This window comes from Comamonas brasiliensis (genome assembly GCF_018292285.1).
Taxonomy (GTDB): domain Bacteria; phylum Pseudomonadota; class Gammaproteobacteria; order Burkholderiales; family Burkholderiaceae_C; genus Comamonas; species Comamonas brasiliensis.
Genome location: NZ_JAANES010000003.1, coordinates 153,749 through 170,047, shown reverse-complemented (window position 1 = coordinate 170,047; position 16,299 = coordinate 153,749). Strand labels below are relative to the sequence as shown.

The following is a 16,299-nucleotide window of genomic DNA, read 5'->3' as shown; positions in this document are numbered from 1 at the left end:
TTAGCTGCTTGTTGGCCAGGCATGGCTGCGAGAACGGAAAGTGTTTCTGAATACCATGCGTAAGCGATTTCCACGGGATACCGTTTCATTGCTGCAGTTGATATAGTTGCTGCCCACAGTGTCAATGCTGTCGGATCCTTCCAGTTCAATACACACCTCTACTGACTGAACTTTTGACCAAGCCGTATTGTCAGTGAATGCAGATGCATTAGAGTAAGCGAAAGTCGGATTGGTATAGCCTTGCTGACTTACATAGCGAACAACGAAATCCTTGACCTTGATGTCGCTTGTCTGGGAGCCTCCAATAATAGGTTGTTTGGAGCTTGTGCCGGCACAATACAGAATATTGCTGTCCAGCTTGAATGCACTTTGAAGAGCCTCTGGTGGAGAGCTTGACGGATTTTCTCCCAGGCAGTTTCTTAGCAAGGAGCCTGTGCTTGCAGTTCCGTCTGCTGCAAGTGGATAAATTTTATCAATCGGAGCATTTTGATAAGTGACAGTTAATTTGTATTCATTGCTTCCGGGGCTGTCCTTTCCTGAGATAGGCGGATAGCTTGCTATAGCTAGGTTATTCCGAAAGTATGCTGACTCCAGATAGCTGGTGGATGGCTCCAAAGAGAGACTGCCTGCTTGTCGAATCTGTTGTCCAATCACACGAAATGCATAAGCCGCTTGCTGCTGCATTGTTGTGCTGTCGCTGGTGGATATGCTTGCATTTTTTGAAGCCAGCAATGCGCCAATTGCAACTGCGACAGTTAGAAGTCCAATTGCAATACCTACCATCAACTCAATAAGAGTCACGCCTTGCTGTTGCAGGCGATTGGAGGTCCTAAAGGAATGAGGATCTTTCTGCATATCAATATTGGTAACTATTGTGAGCAGTAGGCTGTAGAGGCAACGGTTTGGCAGCGTTCATCAAGGCTGATATATTGCAGATGGCAACTCATATAAGGGCTCTGCGAGTTATTGGCATCGATCTTTGGGCATTGAACGGCTGTGCCGGTCGAGTCCGTGGCGCTGGTTGATGAAGAAACCCCTGCAGCATCTTCATTGGAGCGCCAGGCAAGCATCACTCCTAGAGACTTCCCATCGGCGGTGGCGAAAATCCTTGCTTTCCCCAGTGGGAGCGCATTCTTTGCTGAATTTAGCCAAATGTATTTGTCGTAAGCGGCGAGCTGTGTAGCTGTACAAGAGGCTCCACTCGAGGAGCAGTCCACCGATGGCGCTGTAATTGATTGAGTAAGGTCTGTCCAGGTGATGGTGTATTGGCTGGAATTGGCGATGCCGCTGGTTTGATTCTTTATTCTTTCACTTAAATCATTGACCAAGCGAATGCTTTGAGTTCTTCGCATGGTATCTTGCGTATTGGAAAGCGTGCGCATCTGAACACCCAATATGCCTAATATTCCAAGTGCCGTTAATAGGATTGCTATTAATGACTCAAGTAAGGTGAAGCCATTTTGTTTATTCAAGCGCATGGAGGGTCCCCGATTACTTGAATTCTTCCCCCGGAACTTGTGCATATGCCTTGAGCGGGTGGATTTAAGTTTCCTCCTGCAGGAAGTATGTATATGCCTTTTGCGTTAATTCCGCTCATCTTTCCCCAGCGATCTAAAGAGATAGTTCCACTACTGCTTTTTACTGTTACTTCTATCCCCTTTGGCGGGGGTATATTTTTTATGCTAATTGAGTTTCCTGCCGAGTCAGCATAAAAAATGCTCCAGCCGCATCCCCAGTCTTCGTTGGTGCTGGCGACCGTACAGCCATCGGTATTATTTGGGGTTTTCTTTATGGTGACCCCCCCGCCGCGTTTTATGGCTTCTGTGCGGGCCAAATACAATGTGCTCACCATGCTTTCAGTAGTCGATTTGACATTCCATCGCTGAATCATGGGTGTAAAACTGGGTGCGACAACTGCGGTAAGCACGGCCAGCACGGCAATCACGGTCAACAGCTCGATCAAGGTAAAGCCATGGGCTTGCCTTCGTAGGCGGGGGGGCTGACCTGAAAAATACGAAGAAAGGTGCATGCTTGCATGGTAGATAGATGCAGCACTTTGTAACCATGGGCGGGACTGACGGTTGATTTTGCTAGACCTGCGGTGCCTATCAGCGCCTTCCGGGTGGTGGTCTCTGTGTAAATCCCGCGCATGCCCCGGAGTTAGGCCTTCCCTGGCATTCCCGGTACAGCCGCCTGTCGCGTTCGGCGGTGGTCTCCTCCGAGCTGCTGCGGATGTTCTGAATCTTGACCTTGCCGCTTTGCTTCTTGGCTGCCTTGTGGCTGCGCTCACCGGATGCATTGGCGGCGAGCGCTGGCAGGTTGGCGAATGCGACGGCTGCCAGGGCTGCGGTGCAGAGCTGGGCAAGCGAACGGCGTCTCAGAAATCTGGCCATGGCGCGTCCTTGTCTGGAGTGGATGGGCGCATTGTCCGGGTCAGCCTCATGCATGGACAAGCGGGTTTGCCTGCCTTGGTCCAAAGGCTTGCCCTGCGGTTGCATCGGGAATAAATCGCCTCTTGATATAATCACCAGGTTTTGCATGGTGCAAGACGCACGCTGAGGCCTTTCCAGTCTTGGCGCAAGTAACCAAGGTGCTCCTCGTCGAGTGCCAAATCCTAAGGAAAACAAAATGATCGCTGCCGATAAGAAGGCTGAAGTTGTCAAGGCCAATGCCCGTTCCGAAAACGACACTGGTAGCCCCGAAGTGCAAGTGGCTCTGCTGACAGCTCGCATCAACGAACTGACTCCCCACTTCAAGGCTAACGCCAAGGACCACCACGGTCGTCGCGGTCTGCTGCGCATGGTGAGCCGTCGCCGCAAGCTGCTGGACTACCTGAAGTCCAAGGACGCTGACCGCTACACAGCACTGATCGCCAAGCTGGGCCTGCGCAAGTAAGCACGGTGAAAGATCGAAACGCCTGAGTTAGATTGCCTAGCTCAGGCGTTTTTTACTTCGGAGTTCGCAAAACAGAGCGAAGCTGTGTCATTCCAATGCTGCATTATTTGTAGCGCATAGCGCAGCACTGGAATGGCATCGTGTTCTGTTTGCACTCCAAATCAAGACTGGATAAGCGCATCCAGCTATTCATAAAGGAGTCAATATGACCATGTTCAACAAAGTTACCAAGACCTTCCAGTGGGGCCAGCATACGGTCACCATGGAAACCGGCGAAATCGCCCGTCAGGCCTCCGGCGCCGTGCTGGTCAACATCGACGACACCGTGGTGCTGGCCACTGTCGTGGGTTCCAAGATCGCCAAGGCCGGCCAGGACTTCTTTCCCCTGACCGTTGACTACATCGAGAAGACTTATGCCGCCGGCAAGATCCCCGGCAGCTTCTTCAAGCGCGAAGCCAAGCCTTCCGAGCTGGAGACGCTGACCTCGCGTCTGATCGACCGTCCCATCCGTCCCCTGTTCCCCGAAGGCTTCTACAACGACGTGCATGTGGTCATCCACACCATCTCGTTGAATCCCGAAGTCGACGCCGACATCGCTGCCATGATTGCTGTCTCCGCTGCCCTGGCAGTGTCGGGCCTGCCTTTCAACGGTCCTATTGGTGCAGCCCGCGTGGGTTACATCAACGGCGAATACGTGCTGAACCCCGGTCAGACCCAGCGCAAGGATTCGCAGATGGATCTGGTCGTTGCCGGCACCGAATCCGCCGTGCTGATGGTGGAGTCCGAAGCTCTGCAGCTGCCTGAAGAAGTGATGCTGGGCGCCGTGGTGTTCGGCCACGAGCAAGGCAAGATCGCCATCGACGCCATCCATGACCTGGTGCGCGAAGGCGGCAAGCCCGCATGGGACTGGACTGCTCCGGCCAAGGACGAAGCGCTGATCGCCAAGGTGGTCGAGCTGGGCGAAGCCAAGCTGCGCGCCGCTTACCAGGAGCGTAACAAGCAGGTGCGTACCCTGGCTTGCCGCACTGCCTACGCCGACGTCAAGGCCGCCTTGACCGAGCAAGGCGTGGCGTTCGACGGCGTCAAGGTTGAAGGCATGCTGTTCGACATCGAAGCCGGCATCGTGCGTTCGCAGATCCTGGCGGGCGAGCCCCGTATCGACGGCCGCGACACCCGTACCGTGCGCCCCATCGAGATCCGTAACTCCGTGCTGCCCCGTACTCACGGTTCCGCGCTGTTCACGCGTGGTGAAACCCAGGCCCTGGTGATCTCTACGCTGGGTACCGAGCGCGACGCTCAGAAGATCGACGCACTGGCTGGCGAGTTCGAAGACCGCTTCCTGTTCCACTACAACATGCCTCCCTTTGCCACCGGCGAAGTGGGCCGCATGGGCTCGACCAAGCGCCGTGAAATCGGCCACGGCCGTCTGGCCAAGCGCGCTCTGGCCGCTTGCCTGCCGACCAAGGAAGAATTCCCCTACACCATCCGCGTGGTGTCGGAAATCACCGAGTCCAACGGCTCCTCGTCCATGGCTTCGGTCTGCGGCGGCTGCCTGTCCATGATGGACGCCGGCGTGCCCATGAAGGCGCATGTGGCCGGTATCGCCATGGGTCTGATCAAGGAAGACAACAAGTTCGCCGTGCTGACCGACATCCTGGGTGACGAAGATCACCTGGGTGACATGGACTTCAAGGTGGCCGGTACCACCAACGGCATCACCGCCCTGCAGATGGACATCAAGATCCAGGGCATTACCAAGGAAATCATGCAGGTTGCCCTGGCTCAGGCCAAGGAAGCGCGCATGCACATCCTGGGCAAGATGCAGGAAGCCATGGGCGAAGCCAAGACCGAAGTCTCCAGCTTCGCGCCCAAGCTCTACACCATGAAGATCAACCCCGAGAAGATCCGTGACGTGATCGGCAAGGGCGGCGCCACCATCCGTGCGCTGACCGAAGAGACCGGCACCCAGATCAACATCGAGGAAGACGGCACCATCACCATTGCCGCCACCGACGGCGCCAAGGCTGAAGCTGCCAAGCTGCGCATCGAGCAGATCACGGCCGAAGTCGAGATCGGCAAGATCTACGAAGGCCCCATCGTCAAGATCCTGGAATTCGGTGCCCTGGTCAATCTGCTGCCCGGCAAGGACGGTCTGCTGCATATCAGCCAGATCGCTCACGAGCGCGTGGAAAAGGTCACTGACTACCTGCAGGAAGGTCAGGTGGTCAAGGTCAAGGTTCTGGAAACCGACGACAAGGGTCGCGTCAAGCTGTCCATGAAGGCGCTGACCGAGCGTCCCGCCGGCATGCCCGAGCGCGAGCCGCGTGAACCCCGTGGCGATCGCGAGTACCGCGAACGTGCTCCTCGTCAGAATCGCGAACCCCGCGAAAACCGCGAGCCGCGCGAGAACCGCGCAGCCGCTGACGAGCAGCAACAGCAGCAGCAGTAATGGCTGAGCAGGAGGCCGTCGTGAGGTGGTCTCCTGTTTTGTCGTTTGCTGGCTGATCCTGATTTTGTAGCTGTCAGCGCTTTCTGCATAAGCGTTTGAGCCTGATTTCTTTGATAAAGCAAAGCCTGACTATGGAAGCCAACACAATGCGAGCGGTGGAAATCACCGGCTATGGTGCGCCAGACGTGCTGCGCATGGGTGTACGTCCCATGCCGGTAGCGGCTGAGGGGGAGGTGCTGATTCGCGTTGCCGCGAGCGGCATCAATCGCCCCGATGTGTTGCAGCGCAAAGGTCATTACGCACCACCTCCCGGCGCCTCCGATCTTCCGGGGCTGGAGGTGGCGGGTGTGATCGTGGCGGGCGACGAGGCGGCCATGGCCAAGGCGGGCTTCAAGCTCGGCGACCGCGTCTGCGCGCTGGTGGCTGGTGGCGGCTATGCGAGTTTCTGCGCAGCGCCCGTGGACCAGTGCCTGCCGGTGCCGGCGGGCTTCAGCGACGTGCAGGCGGCGGCCTTGCCCGAGACTTTTTTCACGGTCTGGAGCAATGTGTTCGACCGGGGGGCTCTGCAGCCCGGCGAAACCTTGCTGGTGCAGGGCGGCAGCAGCGGCATTGGCGTGACGGCGATTCAGCTGGCCAAGGCCTGGGGTGCGACGGTCATTGTCACGGCGGGCAGCGATGCCAAGTGCGATGACTGCCTCAAGCTCGGTGCCGATCACGCCATCAACTACAAGACGCAGGATTTTGCGGCAGAGGTGCTGCGCATCACGTCGGGCGAAGGCGTCAACGTCATCCTCGACATGGTCGCCGGCAGCTATGTGGCGCGCGAAGTCCAGTGCCTCGCTCCTGATGGCCGCCTGGTCATCATTGCGGTGCAGGGCGGTGTCAAGGCCGAGTTCGATGCCGGCCTGGTGCTGCGCAAGCGACTGACCGTGACCGGCTCCACGCTGCGCCCGCGCTCCGTGGCCTTCAAGGCGGCGATCGCCGAGGCGCTCAAGCGCAATGTCTGGCCCCTGCTGGAGTCCGGCAAGGTGCGTCCAGCCATTTATCGTGAATTCGATGCTGCTGATGCGGCGCAGGCTCATGCGCTGATGGAATCCAGCCAGCACACCGGAAAAATCGTTTTGACTTGGGAAACATGAAGCAAAAACTCATTGTTGGCAACTGGAAGATGAACGGCAGCCTGGCTGCCAATGCCGCTTTGCTGCAGGCCATCAAGCAGGGCTTGCCTGCTGACAACAAGGCGGGTGTGGCCGTGGCTGCTCCTGCTCCCTATCTGGCCCAGGTCCAGGCGGAACTAGCGGGTACTTCCATCGGCGTGGGCGCGCAGGATGTGTCCCAGCACGAGCAGGGTGCATTCACGGGCGAGGTTTCGGCCACCATGCTCAAGGAGTTCGGTGTGCGCTATGCGCTGGTCGGTCACTCCGAGCGTCGTCAGTATCATGGCGAGACTGATGCAGTGGTTGCCGCCAAGGCTCAAGCTGCCTTGGCCAAGGGCATCACGCCCATCGTCTGCGTGGGCGAGACCCTGGCGGAGCGTGAAGCCGGTCAGACCGAAGCCGTGGTCAAGCGTCAGCTGGCAGCCGTGATTCATCAGGTTGGCCACTGCGTGAGCGAGCTGGTCGTGGCCTACGAGCCTGTCTGGGCCATAGGTACCGGCAAGACCGCCTCGCCCGAGCAGGCTCAGCAGGTGCATGCCGTGCTGCGTGCGCAACTGGCTGCAGCCAGCGACAAGGCCGCTCGCGTGCCTGTGCTTTACGGCGGCAGCATGAATGCAGGCAATGCGGCGCAGCTGCTGGCTCAGGCGGATATTGACGGTGGCCTGATCGGTGGCGCGGCTCTCAAGGCTCCGGATTTCCTCACCATTATTGCGGCAGCGCAATAATTCGTCTGCACCGCACTCCGGTGCGGTGCGCAATGATTCAGACTTTTAGGTTTTGATATGAACGTCTTTTCCAGCGTCATTCTCGCGGTCCAGATGCTGGCCGCTCTGGGCATGATCGGCCTCATCCTCATGCAGCACGGCAAGGGTGCCGATATGGGTGCTTCCTTTGGCAGCGGCTCGTCGGGCAGCCTGTTTGGCGCCTCGGGCAGTGCCAACTTCCTGTCGCGTTCCACGGCGGCTCTGGCCACGGTGTTCTTTGTGGCGACATTGGCACTGGCTTATCTGGGCAATGCCCGTCCGGTGAGCTCGGGCAGCGTGCTTGAGGGCGCTCCTGTGTCGGCTCCTGCGCCTGCTGCAGCTGTGCCGCCTGCAACCACCGGTGATGCCGCCGTGCCTCCGGCTGCTCCTGCAGAGGGTGCAGCCCAGATCCCAACAAAATAAATTAAGAAAATCCTGAAGAACCCCGAAGAGTGGGGTTTTTCAGGCTAGAATCTAGGGATTGTCTGGGGATCAGAATCTTTGCAACGAAGGTTCCAGAGATTGCCGGACTTTGAGACGAAGCCGTCGTGGTGGAATTGGTAGACACGCTATCTTGAGGGGGTAGTGGCGAAAGCTGTGCGAGTTCGAGTCTCGCCGACGGCACCAACACATAACTAAAAACCTGCCCTGCTGATCAGGCAGTGATCGGTGAGGCATGTTTTCATAACAAGGCCCACTCGATGAACATCGATCAGTACCTTCCCGTTCTTCTGTTCATTCTTATCGGCATGGCTGTGGGTGTAGTACCCCTGGCTCTCGGCTACGTGCTGGGTCCCAACCGCCCTGATGCCGCCAAGAACTCTCCCTACGAATGCGGTTTCGAGGCGTTTGACGACGCTCGAATGAAATTCGATGTGCGCTATTACCTGGTCGCCATCCTGTTCATTCTGTTTGACTTGGAAATCGCATTTCTGCTGCCCTGGGCTGTCGCACTCAAAGATGTTGGCGGCGTGGGTTTTGTTGCTGTCCTGATTTTCCTGGCCATTCTGGTCGTGGGCTTTGCCTACGAGTGGAAAAAAGGCGCCCTGGATTGGGAATAAGCAGCTTTTCTGAGGAAACACGATGATCGAAGGCGTGATGAAGGAAGGCTTCGTCACCACCAGTTATGACACGGTGGTGAACTGGGCCAAGACAGGGTCGATCTGGCCCATGACGTTTGGCCTGGCCTGCTGTGCGGTGGAGATGATGCACGCAGCTGCTGCCCGCTATGACATCGGTCGCTTCGGCTCCGAAGTGTTCCGTGCCAGCCCCCGCCACTCTGACCTGATGATTGTTGCCGGCACGCTGTGCAACAAGATGGCTCCCGCGATGCGCAAGGTCTATGACCAGATGTCCGAGCCGCGCTGGGTCATCTCCATGGGCTCCTGTGCCAATGGTGGTGGTTACTATCACTACAGCTACTCGGTGGTGCGCGGTTGCGATCGCATTGTTCCCGTCGACGTCTATGTGCCTGGTTGCCCTCCGACAGCGGAAGCGCTGATCTACGGCATCATCCAGCTGCAGCAGAAGATTCGTCGTACCCACACCATCGCTCGCGTTTAAAGGGCTGAGATGACTGCAATTGCTATTCACCCCGAAAAGCTTCGGGATGTGGTTACGGCTGCCTTGGGTGACAAGGTGCGCTCTGTCACTCTGGCCTACGGCGAAGTGACGGTGGAAGTGTCTGCTGGCCAGTATCTGGACGTGATGCAGATCCTGCGCAATGCGCCGGACTGCCAGTTCGAGATGCTGCTGGATCTGTGCGGCGTGGACTACTCCACTTATGCGGAAGTCGGCAAGGACGGTCCGCGTTTTGCCGTGGTGTCTCACCTGATGTCCCTGACGCTGAACCAGCGTCTGCGTGTGCGTGTGTACTGCGCGGATGACGATTTCCCCGTGGTGGCCTCGATCAACCCCATCTGGAACTCGGCCAACTGGTTCGAGCGCGAAGCCTTCGATCTGTTCGGCATCGTGTTCGAAGGTCACGAGGACCTGCGCCGCATCCTGACCGACTATGGCTTCATCGGCCATCCGTTCCGCAAGGATTTCCCCCTGTCCGGCCACGTGGAAATGCGCTACGACGCCGAACAGCAACGTGTGGTGTACCAGCCCGTCACGATCGAGCCGCGCGAAATCACGCCGCGCATCATTCGTGAAGAAAACTACGGCGGAGGCCTGCACTAAAGGCGCACGTTGCCTTTTGACGGAAGACCATGGCTGAAATCAAGAACTATTCCCTGAACTTTGGTCCGCAGCACCCTGCAGCGCACGGTGTGCTGCGTCTGGTGTTGGAGCTCGATGGCGAAGTGGTGCAGCGCGCCGACCCGCACATCGGTCTGCTGCACCGCGCGACCGAAAAACTGGCCGAAAGCAAGACCTACATCCAGTCGCTGCCCTATATGGACCGCCTGGACTACTGCTCGATGATGAGCAACGAGCATGCTTACTGCCTGGCCATCGAAAAGCTGATGGGCATCGAAGTGCCTATTCGCGCCCAGTACATCCGCGTGATGTTCTCGGAAATCACCCGCATCATGAATCACCTGATGTGGCTGGGTTCCTCGGGTAACGATGCTGGCAGCTCGACCATCCTGATCTACAGCTTCCGCGAGCGTGAAGCGCTGATGGACATGTACGAAGCGGTGTCGGGTGCGCGCATGCACGCGGCCTACTTCCGTCCCGGTGGCGTGTACCGCGATCTGCCGGACAGCATGCCCCAGTACAAGGCCAGCAAGGTGCGCAATGTGCGCTCCATGGAGGCCATGAACGAAGACCGCAAGGGCTCGCTGCTGGACTTCATCGATGCTTTCACGCAGCGCTTCCCCAAGTGCGCGGACGAGTACGAAACCCTGCTCACCGACAACCGTATCTGGAAGCAGCGTAATGTCGGCATCGGTGTGGTGTCTGCAGAGCGTGCCATCAATCTGGGCCTGACCGGTCCCATGCTGCGCGCTTCGGGCCTGCCCTGGGACATGCGCAAGACCCAGCCCTACGAGGTCTACGACAAGCTGGATTTCGATATTCCGGTGGGTGCCACGGGCGATTGCTACGACCGCTATCTGGTTCGCATGGCCGAGATGCGCGAGTCCAACAAGATCATCAAGCAATGCGTGGACTGGCTGCGTGTCAATCCCGGCCCGGTGATCACGGACAATCACAAGGTTGCGCCCGCAAGCCGTGAAGCCATGAAGTCCAACATGGAAGAGCTGATTCACCACTTCAAGCTCTTTACCGAAGGCTTCAAGGTTCCCGAAGGCGAGGCTTATGCCTCCGTCGAGCATCCCAAGGGTGAGTTCGGCATTTATTTGATCAGCGATGGCGCCAACAAGCCCTATCGACTGAAGATTCGTCCACCAGGATTTGCGCACATGGCTGCTCTCGATGAACTGAGCCGTGGCCATATGCTGGCTGACGCCGTGATGGTGCTCAGTACCCTGGACATCGTGTTTGGAGACGTTGACCGATGATTACCGAAGCGACCAGAGAACGCTTTGCGCGTGAGGTGGCAAAGTATCCGGCTGACCAGAAACAGTCTGCCGTCATGGCTTGCCTGTCTATCGTGCAGCAGGAGCAGGGCTGGGTCAGCCAGGAAAGCGAGGCAGTGATTGCCGAAGTCCTGGGCATGGCCGAGATTGCGGTGCACGAAGTCACCACTTTCTACAACATGTACAACCAGCAACCCGTTGGCAAGTACAAGCTGAATGTCTGCACCAATCTGCCATGCCAGCTGCGCGACGGCTACAAGGCCTTGCACCACCTGGAGCACAAGCTGGGCATCAAGATGGGCGAGACCACCAAGGATGGCCTGTTCACGCTGCAGCAGTCCGAGTGCCTGGGCGCCTGCGCCGATTCGCCCGTGATGCTGGTCAACGACCGTTGCATGTGCAGCTTCATGAGCAACGAAAAGCTCGACGAGCTGGTCGACGGTCTGCGCGCAGCGGAGGGCAAGGCATGAGCACGATTCTGAACAATCCTGCCGCCAATGCCGTGCTGGCCAAGTTCGCATCGACCGGCAACGAAACCTGCTTCCACGACCGTCACATCAACCCCCAGATCTATGCGGATCTGAACGGCAGCAACTGGTCCATCAAGGACTACGAAGCACGCGGCGGCTATCAAGCACTGCGCAAGCTGCTGGGCAAGGATGGCGGCGAGGGCCTGACACAGGATCAGGTCATCGCGACGCTCAAGGAATCCGGTCTGCGCGGCCGTGGCGGTGCGGGCTTCCCCACGGGTCTGAAGTGGAGCTTCATGCCCCGCCAGTTCCCCGGTCAGAAGCATCTGGTCTGCAACTCGGATGAGGGCGAACCCGGTACCTGCAAGGACCGCGACATCCTGATGTTCAACCCGCACATCGTGATCGAAGGCATGATCATTGCCGCTTTCGCGATGGGTATCAGCATCGGCTACAACTACATCCACGGTGAAATCTTCGAAGTCTATGATCGCTTCGAGGCAGCCCTGGAAGAAGCCCGCGCTGCCGGCTACCTGGGTGACAACATCCTTGGCAGCAGCTTCAGCTTCCAGCTGCATGCCCACCATGGCTTTGGCGCCTACATCTGCGGCGAGGAAACCGCGCTGCTGGAATCGCTGGAAGGCAAGAAGGGCCAGCCCCGCTTCAAGCCGCCGTTCCCTGCCAGCTTCGGTCTGTACGGCAAGCCCACGACCATCAACAACACCGAGACTTTCGCGGCCGTTCCCTGGATCATCCGCAATGGTGGCCAGGCCTATCTGGAATGCGGCAAGCCCAACAACGGCGGCACCAAGATCTTCTCGGTCAGCGGCGACGTGAACCTGCCCGGCAACTACGAAGTTCCCATGGGCACGCCTTTCAGCAAGTTGCTGGAGCTGGCGGGCGGCGTGCGCACCGGTCGCAAGCTCAAGGCAGTGATCCCCGGCGGCTCTTCGTCGCCCGTGCTGCCTGCCGACATCATCATGGACTGCACGATGGACTATGACTCCATCTCCAAGGCGGGTTCCATGCTGGGTTCGGGCGCCGTGATCGTGATGGATGATTCGCGCGACATGGTCGAGTGCCTGCTGCGTCTGTCGTACTTCTATTCGCACGAGTCCTGCGGCCAGTGCACGCCCTGCCGTGAAGGCACGGGCTGGCTGTGGCGTGTGGTGAACCGTATTCAGCACGGCGAAGGCCGTCCGGAAGATATCGAGCTGTTGGACTCGGTATCCGTGAACATCATGGGCCGCACCATCTGTGCGCTCGGCGACGCGGCAGCCATGCCGGTTCGCGCCATGATCAAGCACTTCCGCCACGAGTTCGAAGCGAAGATCCAGAACGCTTCCAAACAGGCTGCATGAGCGCCTGATCGCGAGACAAGCATATGGTTGAAATTGAACTGGACGGAAAAAAGGTCGAGGTGACGGAAGGCAGCATGGTCATGCATGCAGCCGAAAAGGCCGGCACCTACATTCCTCACTTCTGCTACCACAAGAAGCTATCCATTGCGGCCAACTGCCGCATGTGCCTTGTGGATGTGGAAAAGGCTCCCAAGCCCATGCCCGCCTGCGCCACGCCAGTGACGCAGGGCATGATCGTGCGCACCAAGAGCGAGAAGGCCATCAAGGCACAACAGTCGGTGATGGAGTTCCTGCTCATCAATCACCCGCTGGACTGCCCCATCTGCGACCAGGGCGGCGAATGCCAGCTCCAGGATCTGGCAGTGGGTTATGGCAGCAGCTCTTCGCGCTACGAAGAAGAAAAGCGTGTGGTCTTCCACAAGAACGTGGGGCCGCTGATTTCCATGGAGGAAATGAGCCGCTGCATTCACTGCACACGTTGCGTGCGCTTTGGCCAGGAAGTGGCCGGCGTCATGGAACTGGGCATGATTCACCGCGGCGAGCACTCCGAAATCACCACGGTGGTGGGCGATAGCGTGGACTCCGAGCTGTCGGGCAATATGATCGACATCTGCCCCGTGGGCGCGTTGACCAGCAAGCCCTTCCGCTACAGCGCCCGTACCTGGGAACTGTCGCGCCGCAAGTCGGTAGCTCCGCACGACTCCACGGGTTCCAACCTGATCGTTCAGGTCAAGAACCACAAGGTCATGCGCGTTGTGCCCTTCGAGAACGAAGAAGTCAACGAATGCTGGATTGCCGACCGTGACCGCTTCTCCTACGAAGCGCTGAACAGCGACGAACGCCTCACCAAGCCCATGCTCAAGCAGGGCGGCGAGTGGAAGGAAGTCGACTGGCAGACTGCTCTGGAATATGTGGCCAACGGCCTGCAGCAGATCAAGAACAACCATGGCGCCAGCGCCATCGGCGCTCTGGTCAGCCCGCACAGCACGGTGGAAGAGCTGTTCCTGGCTGGCAAGCTGGTGCGCGGTATCGGCAGCGACAACATCGACTACCGTCTGCGCAATGCCGAGTTTGCTGCCACGCAAGGCGTGCAGTGGCTGGGTCTGCCCATCGCAGCACTGAGCACTCTGCAGTCGGCTCTGATCGTGGGCTCCAACCTGCGCAAGGACCATCCGCTGTTCGCACAGCGCATCCGCCAGGCTGCCAAGAAGGGCTGCAAGGTCTTCGCCATCAACGATCGTGTCTATGACTGGGCCTTGCCCGTCAACGCATCGGTGGTCGCAGCCGGCGACTGGGCTCAGGCCCTGGCCGATGTGGCCGCTGCCGTGGCCGAAGCCAAGGGTGTCTCGGCTCCCGTGGCAGGTCAGGTTCATGACGAAGCCAAGGCGATTGCCGCCGCCCTGCTGGCCGGCGAGCAGAAGGCCGTGCTGCTGGGCAATGCTGCAGCGCACCATGCTCAGGCTTCCGCACTGCTGGCTCTGGCTAACTGGGTTGCCGAGCAGACCGGCGCCGCCGTGGGCTATCTGACCGAAGCCGCCAACACCGTGGGCGCGCAATGGGTCAAGGCCATGCCTGCTGGCAACGGTCTGAATGCGGCTCAGATGATTGATGGTGGCCTGAAGGCTGCCATCTTGCTGAACAACGAGCCCGAGTTCGACAGTGCTGCCGGCAAGGCCGCCATCGCAGGTCTGAACAAGGCCGAGATGGTGGTGACACTGAGCCCCTTCAAGGCCAACCTGGAATTCAGCGATGTGCTGTTGCCCATTGCTCCGTTCACGGAAACCTCGGGCAGCTTCGTCAACGCCGAAGGCCGTCTGCAGAGCTTCCATGCCGTGGTCAAGCCACTGGCCGACACACGTCCCGCATGGAAGGTGCTGCGCGTGCTGGCCAACCTGATGGGTGTTCAGGGCGTGGACTATGAAACGTCGCAAGACGTGCTGGCTGAGGCCACTGGCGGCGCTGCCCAAGTGCCCGCCAATGTGCTGAGCAATGCGGCCCAGGCCGTGAGCGCAGTGCCTGCAGGCTCTGTGACTGCGCCTGCAGTCGCCAGCATTTACCAGCTCGACAGCATCGTGCGCCGCGCTACGTCGCTGCAATTGACGGCTGACGCTCGTCAGGTTCGTGAGGGAGGCGCCGCATGATCGACGCATTGAAAGCCTGGGGCGCGGGCCTGTCCGCTGCTCCTTTCTGGACCGATGTGGCCTGGCCCCTCATCTGGATTCTGCTCGGCATCGTGGCCATCGTGGCTCCCCTGATGGGTGCCGTGGCCTACCTCACACTGTGGGAGCGCAAGCTGCTGGGTTTCATGCAAATCCGTCTGGGCCCCAACCGCGTGGGTCCTTCGGGTCTGCTGCAGCCTCTGGCTGACGGCCTGAAGCTGCTGACCAAGGAACTGATTCAGCCCACGGCAGCTGCCAAGGGCCTGTTCTATGTGGGTCCGGTCATGGCCATCATGCCGGCCCTGGCGGCCTGGGTGGTGATTCCTTTCGCTCCCGATGTGGCCCTGGCCAACGTGAACGCAGGTCTGCTGCTGCTGATGGCGATCACTTCCATCGAAGTCTATGGCGTGATCATTGCGGGCTGGGCTTCCAACTCCAAGTACGCCTTCCTGGGCGCACTGCGTGCCTCGGCTCAGATGGTGAGCTACGAAATCGCGCTGGGCTTCTGTTTCCTGGTGGTCATCATGGTCACGGGCAGCATGAATCTGTCGGCCATCGTGATGAGCCAGGGTCAAGGTCAGTTCGCATCCATGGGCATGAGCATCCTGTCCTGGAACTGGCTGCCTCTGCTGCCCATCTTCATCGTCTACCTGATCTCGGTCGTTGCCGAAACCAATCGTCACCCGTTTGACGTGGTCGAAGGCGAAGCCGAAATCGTGGCCGGTCACATGGTCGAGTACTCGGGCATGGGCTTTGCGGTCTTCTTCCTGGCCGAATACGCGAGCATGTGGCTGGTCTCCATCCTGGCTGTGATCATGTTCCTGGGCGGCTGGCTGCCTCCGTTCGACTTCCTGGGCTTCATCCCCGGTTGGATCTGGCTGGCGATCAAGACCTTCCTGGTGGTGTCGTGCTTCATCTGGATTCGCGCTACCTTCCCGCGCTTCCGTTATGACCAGATCATGCGTCTGGGTTGGAAGATCTTCATTCCCGTCACCCTGGTGTGGCTGGTGGTTGTGGGTGCTTGGCTGTACTCGCCCTGGAACATCTGGAAATAAGCGGAGTACGTATGTCTGCAGTAGCTGCAACACCTTTCTCCTTCAAGGATTTCCTCAAGAGCTTCATGCTCTGGGAACTGGCCAAGGGCATGGCCCTGACTGGCCGCTACACCTTCCGTCGCAAGATCACGGTGCAGTTCCCTGAGGAAAAAACACCTCAGTCGCCACGCTTCCGTGGTCTGCACGCCCTGCGCCGTTATGAAAACGGCGAAGAGCGCTGCATTGCCTGCAAGCTTTGCGAGGCCGTGTGCCCTGCCATGGCCATCACCATCGAGTCCGATGTGCGTGACGACGGCTCACGCCGTACCACGCGCTACGACATCGATCTGACCAAGTGCATCTTCTGTGGCTTCTGTGAAGAAAGCTGCCCGGTGGACTCCATCGTGGAGACGCACATCTTCGAATACCACGGCGAAAAGCGCGGTGATCTCTACTTCACCAAGGACATGCTCTTGGCAGTGGGTGACCGTTATGAAGCCGAGATCGCTGCCAACAAGGCGGCAGATGCCAAGTACCGCTGAAGCG

Annotated in this window: 18 protein-coding genes and 1 tRNA gene; 15 read left to right on the top strand and 4 right to left on the bottom strand. The window is 58.8% G+C overall.

Features of this window, described 5'->3' with window-relative positions; all coding sequences use genetic code 11:
- From DJFAAGMI_RS13435 to DJFAAGMI_RS25255, 4 genes are all read right to left on the bottom strand, one after another.
- Positions 1-855 (bottom strand): PilW family protein, encoded by an 855-nt coding sequence (locus DJFAAGMI_RS13435; RefSeq protein WP_211457527.1) that lies wholly within the window; start codon positions 853-855, stop codon positions 1-3.
- A gap of 14 nt (positions 856-869) precedes the next feature.
- On the bottom strand, positions 870-1,478 hold the full coding sequence (pilV, locus tag DJFAAGMI_RS13430) for a type IV pilus modification protein PilV (protein ID WP_211457526.1): 609 nt from the start codon (positions 1,476-1,478) through the stop codon (positions 870-872).
- The gene (locus DJFAAGMI_RS13425) at positions 1,469-1,963 is read right to left on the bottom strand and encodes a GspH/FimT family pseudopilin (RefSeq protein ID WP_249334304.1); all 495 of its coding nucleotides are present in this window, start codon (positions 1,961-1,963) and stop codon (positions 1,469-1,471) included. Before DJFAAGMI_RS13425 ends, pilV begins: the two co-directional genes overlap by 10 nt.
- Before the next feature lie 145 nt (positions 1,964-2,108).
- A complete protein-coding gene (locus tag DJFAAGMI_RS25255) occupies positions 2,109-2,393 on the bottom strand; it encodes a hypothetical protein (protein WP_419095613.1) in 285 nt (94 codons plus the stop codon).
- Positions 2,394-2,628: 235 nt separating this feature from the next.
- Here DJFAAGMI_RS25255 and rpsO point away from each other — a divergent pair, with 235 nt between their 5' ends.
- The 15 genes from rpsO to nuoI all read left to right on the top strand — a co-directional run bounded on the left by rpsO (position 2,629) and on the right by nuoI (position 16,295).
- Positions 2,629-2,895 carry a 30S ribosomal protein S15 gene (gene rpsO / locus DJFAAGMI_RS13420; protein ID WP_003057844.1) on the top strand — a complete coding sequence of 89 codons (267 nt, stop codon included), beginning with the start codon at positions 2,629-2,631 and terminating at the stop codon, positions 2,893-2,895.
- A 205-nt stretch (positions 2,896-3,100) separates the two neighbouring features.
- On the top strand, positions 3,101-5,344 hold the full coding sequence (gene pnp, locus DJFAAGMI_RS13415) for a polyribonucleotide nucleotidyltransferase (protein WP_211457524.1): 2,244 nt from the start codon (positions 3,101-3,103) through the stop codon (positions 5,342-5,344).
- 131 nt (positions 5,345-5,475) lie between these two features.
- On the top strand, positions 5,476-6,483 hold the full coding sequence (locus DJFAAGMI_RS13410; protein ID WP_249334302.1) for an NAD(P)H-quinone oxidoreductase: 1,008 nt from the start codon (positions 5,476-5,478) through the stop codon (positions 6,481-6,483).
- Complete coding sequence (gene tpiA / locus DJFAAGMI_RS13405; RefSeq protein ID WP_211457523.1) at positions 6,480-7,226, top strand: triose-phosphate isomerase; 747 nt, start codon at positions 6,480-6,482, stop codon at positions 7,224-7,226. The genes DJFAAGMI_RS13410 and tpiA overlap by 4 nt, the downstream gene beginning before the upstream one ends.
- 57 nt (positions 7,227-7,283) lie before the next feature.
- Positions 7,284-7,667 carry a preprotein translocase subunit SecG gene (secG, locus tag DJFAAGMI_RS13400; protein ID WP_003076502.1) on the top strand — a complete coding sequence of 128 codons (384 nt, stop codon included), beginning with the start codon at positions 7,284-7,286 and terminating at the stop codon, positions 7,665-7,667.
- Between the two features lie 119 nt (positions 7,668-7,786).
- A tRNA-Leu gene (locus DJFAAGMI_RS13395) sits at positions 7,787-7,871 on the top strand.
- A gap of 74 nt (positions 7,872-7,945) precedes the next feature.
- Entirely contained in the window at positions 7,946-8,305 is a 360-nt protein-coding gene (locus DJFAAGMI_RS13390; protein WP_003057834.1) for an NADH-quinone oxidoreductase subunit A, read from the top strand.
- A 22-nt stretch (positions 8,306-8,327) separates the two neighbouring features.
- Positions 8,328-8,807 carry a NuoB/complex I 20 kDa subunit family protein gene (locus DJFAAGMI_RS13385; RefSeq protein WP_003057832.1) on the top strand — a complete coding sequence of 160 codons (480 nt, stop codon included), beginning with the start codon at positions 8,328-8,330 and terminating at the stop codon, positions 8,805-8,807.
- 9 nt (positions 8,808-8,816) lie between these two features.
- Complete coding sequence (locus DJFAAGMI_RS13380; protein WP_003057831.1) at positions 8,817-9,428, top strand: NADH-quinone oxidoreductase subunit C; 612 nt, start codon at positions 8,817-8,819, stop codon at positions 9,426-9,428.
- Between the two features lie 29 nt (positions 9,429-9,457).
- Positions 9,458-10,711 carry an NADH-quinone oxidoreductase subunit D gene (locus tag DJFAAGMI_RS13375; RefSeq protein WP_003076498.1) on the top strand — a complete coding sequence of 418 codons (1,254 nt, stop codon included), beginning with the start codon at positions 9,458-9,460 and terminating at the stop codon, positions 10,709-10,711.
- Positions 10,708-11,199, top strand: a complete 492-nt coding sequence (gene nuoE / locus DJFAAGMI_RS13370) for an NADH-quinone oxidoreductase subunit NuoE (RefSeq protein ID WP_003057829.1) — start codon at positions 10,708-10,710, stop codon at positions 11,197-11,199. Before DJFAAGMI_RS13375 ends, nuoE begins: the two co-directional genes overlap by 4 nt.
- On the top strand, positions 11,196-12,560 hold the full coding sequence (gene nuoF, locus DJFAAGMI_RS13365) for an NADH-quinone oxidoreductase subunit NuoF (protein WP_003057828.1): 1,365 nt from the start codon (positions 11,196-11,198) through the stop codon (positions 12,558-12,560). The genes nuoE and nuoF overlap by 4 nt, the downstream gene beginning before the upstream one ends.
- A 23-nt stretch (positions 12,561-12,583) precedes the next feature.
- A complete protein-coding gene (nuoG, locus tag DJFAAGMI_RS13360; RefSeq protein WP_211457522.1) occupies positions 12,584-14,701 on the top strand; it encodes an NADH-quinone oxidoreductase subunit NuoG in 2,118 nt (705 codons plus the stop codon).
- Positions 14,698-15,774 carry an NADH-quinone oxidoreductase subunit NuoH gene (gene nuoH, locus DJFAAGMI_RS13355; RefSeq protein ID WP_043006302.1) on the top strand — a complete coding sequence of 359 codons (1,077 nt, stop codon included), beginning with the start codon at positions 14,698-14,700 and terminating at the stop codon, positions 15,772-15,774. Before nuoG ends, nuoH begins: the two co-directional genes overlap by 4 nt.
- Before the next feature lie 11 nt (positions 15,775-15,785).
- A complete protein-coding gene (gene nuoI / locus DJFAAGMI_RS13350; RefSeq protein ID WP_003057824.1) occupies positions 15,786-16,295 on the top strand; it encodes an NADH-quinone oxidoreductase subunit NuoI in 510 nt (169 codons plus the stop codon).
- Positions 16,296-16,299: the final 4 nt, after the last annotated feature.